This window comes from Sphaerimonospora mesophila (genome assembly GCF_001417795.1).
GTDB classification, from domain to species: Bacteria; Actinomycetota; Actinomycetes; order Streptosporangiales; family Streptosporangiaceae; genus Sphaerimonospora; species Sphaerimonospora mesophila.
Genome location: NZ_BCBX01000047.1, coordinates 150624 through 157009 on the forward strand (window position 1 = coordinate 150624; position 6386 = coordinate 157009).

Consider the following 6386-nt stretch of genomic DNA (forward strand, 5'->3'; position numbering starts at 1 on the left):
TGATCCGCGCCTTGTGCCGTGGCCGCCGCTTGCGACAGGCGCGACCCCGCCGAGCAGCGCCTAAGATGCGGCCATGCAGGCTGGAGGCCGCGGACCGCTCATCGCCCTCGACGCGATGGGAGGCGACCACGCGCCCGGCGAGATCGTGGCGGGAGCCGTACAGGCCGTGCGGGAACGCGGCGTCCAGGTCGTGCTCGTGGGCCGGCCGCATGAGCTTCACCGAGCCCTGGCCGAGCACGACGCGATCGCCGACATCCCCATCGTCCGGGCGGAGGAGGCGCTAACGATGGACGAGGGCGCCCTCGCCACCCTGCGCCGTCCCCGCTCCAGCATCGCCGTCGCCTGTCATCTCGTCCGGCGCGGTGACGCCGCCGCCGTCGTGTCCGCCGGGTCGACCGCCGGAGTGGTCGCCACCGGACGGCTGCGCCTGCGTGGCCAGCCCGGAGTCGTACGGCCCGCGATCGCCGTGGTCCTGCCGACCCGGCCCGGACCGACCGTACTGCTCGACGCCGGCGCCACCGCCGACGCCAAACCGGAGATGCTGGTGCAGTTCGCCCACCTCGGCGTGGCGTACGGCGAGGCCGGGCTCGGCCTGAAAGACCCCCGCGTCGGCCTGCTCACCATCGGCGAGGAGTCGGAGAAGGGCAACAAACTCGCCCGACGCGCCCACGAGCTGCTCACGGCCGCACCCGGCATCGACTTCACCGGCAACATCGAAGGCCACGACCTGCTGACCGGGAAGGTCGACGTCATCGTCACCGACGGCTTCACCGGCAACGTCGCGCTGAAGACCATGGAGGGCAGCGTCCGCTACGCCTTCGGCCAGCTCAGGGAGACCATCGAGGAGAGCCGCCTGGCCCGCATCGGGGGGCTGCTGCAACGGTCGCGCCTGCGCGAACTCAGCAGCAGGCTCGACCCCGAGTCGCAGGGCGGCGCCGTACTCCTCGGCCTGAACGGGACCGTGGTGATCGCGCACGGCTCGTCCAGGGCCAGGGGCATCGCGGCCGCCTGCGAACTCGCCGCCAGGCTGGCGACCCAGGGCATCGTGTCGCGGATCGGCGAGCGCATCGCGTCCGCGCCGAAACCGCATCGCCTCTGGTAGAGGTCACGGGCGGCCCCCTCTGACAGCCGCCCCCGGATGGTCGGCGCTGGTAGGCGGACTGTCAAGCGGTGAGGGCGGACCTTGCGCGCCGATAAGCTTTGTGCATGACCGACCCGCAGTTCGTGCTCGCCGAGCGGGTCCAGCAGGCGCTGGGCACCGCCTTCGGGACGGAGTACGCCACCGAAGATCCGCTGATCAGGCCCTCTCAGTTCGCCGACTACCAGGCGAACGTAGCGCTCAGCCTGGCCAAGCGGCTCCGACGTACCCCGCGGGAGGTCGCCCAGGCACTGCTCGACGCCCTCGACACGACCGACATCACCGCCGAGATCAGCGGTCCGGGGTTCCTCAACCTCACCCTCGGCGACGGCTGGATCGCCGAGCAGGCCGTACGGCGGTTGCGCGACGAGCGGCTGGGCGTGGCTCAGGCCGCGCCGCCCAAGACCGTCGTGATCGACTACTCGGCGCCGAACGCCGCCAAGGAGATGCACGTCGGGCACCTGCGCACGACCATCGTCGGCGACACGCTCGCCCGTACGCACGAACACATCGGCAACCGGGTGATCCGGCAGAACCACCTCGGCGACTGGGGCACGCAGTTCGGCATGCTCATCGAGCACCTGCTCGACATCGGCGAGGAGGAGTCGCTGCGGCGGCTGGCCGCGGGCGACGGCAACGCCTACTACCAGGAGGCGCGGCTCAAGTTCGACAGCGACCCCGAGTTCCAGGAACGTTCCCGGCGCCGGGTGCCGCTGCTCCAGGGCGGCGATCCGGAGACCCTGCGGCTCTGGCACGAGTTCATCGAGTACACCAAGCAGTACTTCAACCACGTGTACGCGATGCTCGGCGTCACCCTCACCGACGACGACATCGCCGGCGAGAGCATGTACAACCCGATGCTCGCCGACGTCTGCGAGGAGCTCCTCCACGGGGGAGTCGCGGAGATCAGCGAGGGTGCGCTCTGCGTGTTCCCGCCCGGCTTCACCGGACGCGACGACACGCCGCTGCCGCTCATCGTGCGCAAGAGCGACGGCGGGTACGGCTACGCCACGACGGACCTCGCCGCGATCCGCTACCGGATCCGGGACCTCAAGGCCGACCGCATCCTCTATGTGGTCGGCGCCACCCAGTCGCTGCATTTCCAGATGGTCTTCGCGGCCGCCCGCATGGCCGGCTGGCTGCACGACGACGTCAGCGCCGAGCACATCCAGATCGGCAGCGTGCTCGGCAGCGACGGCAAGATGTTCAAGACACGCAGCGGAAAGTCGATCAAGCTGACCGAGTTGCTGGAGGAGGCCGTCGTCCGGGCCGAGGCCGTCATCGCCGAACGGGCGTACGACCCGGCGGTGCGCCGGCAGATCGCCCGCCAGGTCGGCATGGGCGCGGTGAAGTACGCCGACCTGTCGGTCAGCCACGACAGCGAGTACGTCTTCGACTTCGACCGGATGCTCGCGCTGACCGGCAACACCGGGCCGTACCTGCAGTACGCCACCGCCCGCATCCGCTCCATCTTCCGCACCGGTTCCTACGACCCGGCGGAGGCGACCGGACCGATCACGCTGGGCCATCCGGCCGAGCGTGCGCTCGCCCTGCAGCTCCTCGGTTTCGGGTCCATCGTGGAATCGGTGGCCGAGCTGTCGGAGCCGCACCGTCTGTGCAACTACCTGTTCGACCTCGCTCAGGCGTTCACCACGTTCTATGAGGGATGCCCGGTGCTCAAGGCCGAGGACGAGGAGATGCGGCAGTCGCGGCTCGCGCTGTCCGCGCTGACGCTCCGCGTCCTGCTGCAGGGGCTCCATCTGCTCGGCATCGAGGTTCCCGAGCGCATGTGAAGCGCCGATCGGCGCGTCTTGTCCGCCCTTACCGCGTCAGGAGTCTAATCTGGCGCGGTCAAGGGAGTGCCTGCCAATCCCTCGGGGAGCGTTTCGCGTGAGCATGGACCTGACCAACCTCGAGACCGGGAACCCGGAGAGCCTCGGGACACCCGCGGGCCTCGGGAGCCCCGAGGACCCCGGAAGTGATTTCGGAAGTGATTTCGGAAGCCACGAGGACGACGGGAACCCGGGAGAACCAGGCAGCCGCACGAACCCGGCCGGCACGGCGGAACTCCACCGCTACGCCCAGGCCCTCCTCGTCCACCTGGCGGCCGACGGCAACGCCCCCGCCCTCCCACCCGGCGTCACCGATGTCCCCGACTACTGGCTGGCACCCGCCATCGAGGCCCTCGTGCTCCTCATGTCCGGGAAGGACGCCCTGGAGCCCCTGGCCCTCGCCACCCGGCTCGACGCTCGGCGCACGACGCTCTTCCTGTGTCTCGCCCTCGCCGTATGCGGCCAGGGCGACCGGATCCACGCTTCCTGGCTCGGCACCGCCTTCGGCGAACTGTCCGCCGAGCGCCCGGTGACCCACGGCCAGCGAGCCCTGTGGCTCGCCGCGGCGCGCGGCGCCTACGGTCCGGTGGGCAAGATATTCGTGCTGCGCAAGCTCGATGCGGTGGCCGTACCGGCCGAGGACGAGCGATGGCTCGCGGCCCTGGGTACGACATCGGACGGCCCGGAAAGTACGACGGCGCCCGACGGCGGCCCGGCCGCCGGGGAAACCGGCGCTTCGGATTCCCCGCAGACGAGTGGAACCGGTGCTTCAGATGCCGGGCAGACGAGTGGAACCGGTGCTTCGGATTCCCGGCAGGCGAGTGCATCGGCTGGTGAGGAAGGCCAGGACGGACCGGTGACGGTGCCGCCGTCGCTCCGGGACTTCCCCGAGCTGGCGAACGTACCGGAGATCGCGACGGCGATCAACGCGGCGACCCGGCTGCGACGGCTGCGGGAACGGTGCGCGGAGATCACCTCCGCTCCGCGACGAAGCGAGAGCGGAGGCGCGGTCGAGGTGACCAAGGTCGTCAGCGGCATGATCTGGGCCGAAGACGAACCCCTCGCCGTGCTCCGCTCGCTGATCGGCCAGGGCGAACCCCAAGGCCCGATGAGTTCACTCACCGGTCACCTGCTCCATGACGTACGGCCAGGCGGCGACCCGCACATGGCTGCGCTCGCGATCTATCTGGCGGCACCCGCAGTGAAGGCCGCGGCCGAAACCCTCATCGAAGTGGTACGCAAGCCCCCTCCGGACACCATGACCGTGCCGATCCTCGGATACGAGGTGAAACTCCGCCCAGAAGGGCCCGACCAGGAATCCCTGGCCACCGCCGAACATCGCATCGTGACCGAATCCGTTCCCCGGCGCTCTCACCCCTGGCCCGGATACCTCCTGCTGAGCCTGGCGGTCATGGCGTTCGTGACCGGATCCGCCCTCGCACTGCTCCAGACCCTGGGAGACGGCTCTCTCCTGGGTCGAGCCCCCTGGGACTGGGCCACATCGGGCTGGACCCTCGCAGGCCTGGGCCTGGCCTCGGGCGCCTACGGGGGATATCTGGTCTGGCGCGATCGCCGGCGAGAACAGGCCGAACTCCAGAACGTCCAAGCACGGGCGCGGGAACTGTCCGAACTCGCCGAAAAGGCCGTGTGGGCACTGCACGAGTACGCCAGAGAGGCAGAGGCACGGGCCGAGGCCGCCACCGAGGACCTGGCCGAACTGACACGACTGCTCCGCCGCGGCCCCCGCGCCGCGTAGCCGACCATCGATCGGTGGCCCGATAAGACCTGAAGACCAGGCAGAGCAGGCAGACCGGGCAGACCGGGAACCGGTGCGTAATCACGCTGCTCTGCCGGCGACGATGCGGACACCCTGCAGAGGCGATACGGGGACGACCCAGAGGCACGGCAGTACGCCGGAAAGACGTGGAAACACGTTGAAAAGGATCAGAACACGCCATACTCGTCAGAACTCCGCGACTCCCGGCCGAGACCGTTCGGGACATAAACCCTATATTCTCGGATCAGCGGCCGGTGAATCGATTGCGGAATTCATTTGATCAAGCAGTGGAAACCTCTACATTCGCCGGCGTGATCAGGAAAACCTTGTCCGCGATTCGCTCGATGCGACCCTCACACCCATAAGCGAGTCCAGCCGCGAAATCCACCATCCGGGTAGCCTCCGCCGTGGACATTCCCGCCACGTCCATCACGACAGCATGACCCTCCCGGAAATGCCGACCAAGGGTCAGCGCGTCGTCGTACTTCCGCGGACGGACCATCACGATCTTCGCGGCCTCCGTGGCAGGCTGCCACCGCTTGGCCGCCCGCTCTGCGGCCGGCATCCAGTCATCCGCGTAGTCCTCGTCGCCGTAAGCCTCGTCGTACTGATCCGCTGCACCCAGGCCAAGGTAGCTTGCCACCTTGCGCACTGCCCCCATCGGCTCGTCCTTTTCCGACTTGTCCTCTTCCGGGTTCGTCCCGATACAAGGGACCGTAATCGACACCTCAGCGATGCCCTACCGACACGCCCGAGCATTTAATTGTTTTTGGTTCGATAATGTGGAGGTCCAGTAACTTCATCTTCCGTTGGTCGATCCTCGTACCGTTCCACTCTAACTCCATGCTCGCTGCCCTGAGCAGGTCCGTGCAAACAGATATCGGCGCCCGAGAATCCCGGAACGATCAGAACGCGCCGTCGACCCACCGTCCACCACTGCCCTGAACGAAGTCCTGAGCGAGGTTGTGCGGGAGTGCGCTGAGCCGCCGCGGTCTCGCCGGCCTCACTCTCGCTGGCCTCACTGGCCTCAGCTTCTGCCCGTCGGCACCGTCAGCTGATGCGCCATCAGTCGCTAGCCGACGGGCATTGTGCCAGCCCAGCGGCCGTCAAATGGGCTGGGTGGGTGGGGTGTCTGGGGCGGCTGGGGTTGGACTGATGTGGTGGGGTGCCGGGTTGGCGGGTTTTGTGGTGGGGTGGCCGGGGTCTGGTGCCACAACAGTGCGGGCAGGGACGGGCAGCTGCTCCGGCCGGCCGTGACAGTCGCGCTCTGGCGACAGAGGCCTCCGGCCTCCCCGGGCGCGGTGGTCTCGGGCACGGTCTCAAGCCGGCCGGAGCACCCACCCGCCCCCACCCACACGGACGCGCCCACAGCACAGCCACCCCCAGCCAACACCCCACGACCCGCCACAACCCCCCACAACAAAAAAAGGGGAGGCCCCACAGCCTCCCCACCCCGGGATCCCCCGGGCACAAACAAAAAAAGGGAGGCGCGACCACACCCCCCAACACCACACAGCCCGGAAACGCGTCCAAGCCCACAAACACAAACACGCCACCCCCAAAAAAAGGGGGCAGCCCACAAAACATAGCCCGGAAATGCGTGTGGGCCACCCCAACCAGGGGCGGCCCACACCAACAA

The 6386-nt window shown here is 68.6% G+C and carries 4 protein-coding genes; 3 read left to right on the forward strand and 1 reads right to left on the reverse strand.

Annotated features, from left to right (window positions below; all coding sequences use genetic code 11):
* Nucleotides 1-73 precede the first annotated feature (73 nt).
* The 3 genes from plsX to AP234_RS38920 all read left to right on the forward strand — a co-directional run bounded on the left by plsX (nt 74) and on the right by AP234_RS38920 (nt 4726).
* The gene (plsX, locus tag AP234_RS28070; RefSeq protein WP_055482742.1) at nt 74-1102 is read left to right on the forward strand and encodes a phosphate acyltransferase PlsX; all 1029 of its coding nucleotides are present in this window, start codon (nt 74-76) and stop codon (nt 1100-1102) included.
* 104 nt (nt 1103-1206) lie between these two features.
* On the forward strand, nt 1207-2931 hold the full coding sequence (argS, locus tag AP234_RS28075; RefSeq protein WP_055482743.1) for an arginine--tRNA ligase: 1725 nt from the start codon (nt 1207-1209) through the stop codon (nt 2929-2931).
* A gap of 103 nt (nt 2932-3034) precedes the next feature.
* Nucleotides 3035-4726, forward strand: a complete 1692-nt coding sequence (locus tag AP234_RS38920) for a hypothetical protein (RefSeq protein ID WP_235558418.1) — start codon at nt 3035-3037, stop codon at nt 4724-4726.
* Between the two features lie 301 nt (nt 4727-5027).
* Here AP234_RS38920 and AP234_RS28085 read toward each other — a convergent pair whose 3' ends face one another.
* On the reverse strand, nt 5028-5408 hold the full coding sequence (locus AP234_RS28085) for a cell division protein SepF (protein ID WP_055482744.1): 381 nt from the start codon (nt 5406-5408) through the stop codon (nt 5028-5030).
* Nucleotides 5409-6386: the final 978 nt, after the last annotated feature.

Bases quoted from the DNA above. Each gene is read 5' to 3' on its own strand.
- AP234_RS28085 (WP_055482744.1), bottom strand. From the start codon at position 5,408: ATGGGGGCAGTGCGCAAGGTGGCAAGCTACCTTGGCCTGGGTGCAGCG.
- AP234_RS38920 (WP_235558418.1), top strand. From the start codon at position 3,035: ATGGACCTGACCAACCTCGAGACCGGGAACCCGGAGAGCCTCGGGACA.
- plsX (WP_055482742.1), top strand. From the start codon at position 74: ATGCAGGCTGGAGGCCGCGGACCGCTCATCGCCCTCGACGCGATGGGA.
- argS (WP_055482743.1), top strand. From the start codon at position 1,207: ATGACCGACCCGCAGTTCGTGCTCGCCGAGCGGGTCCAGCAGGCGCTG.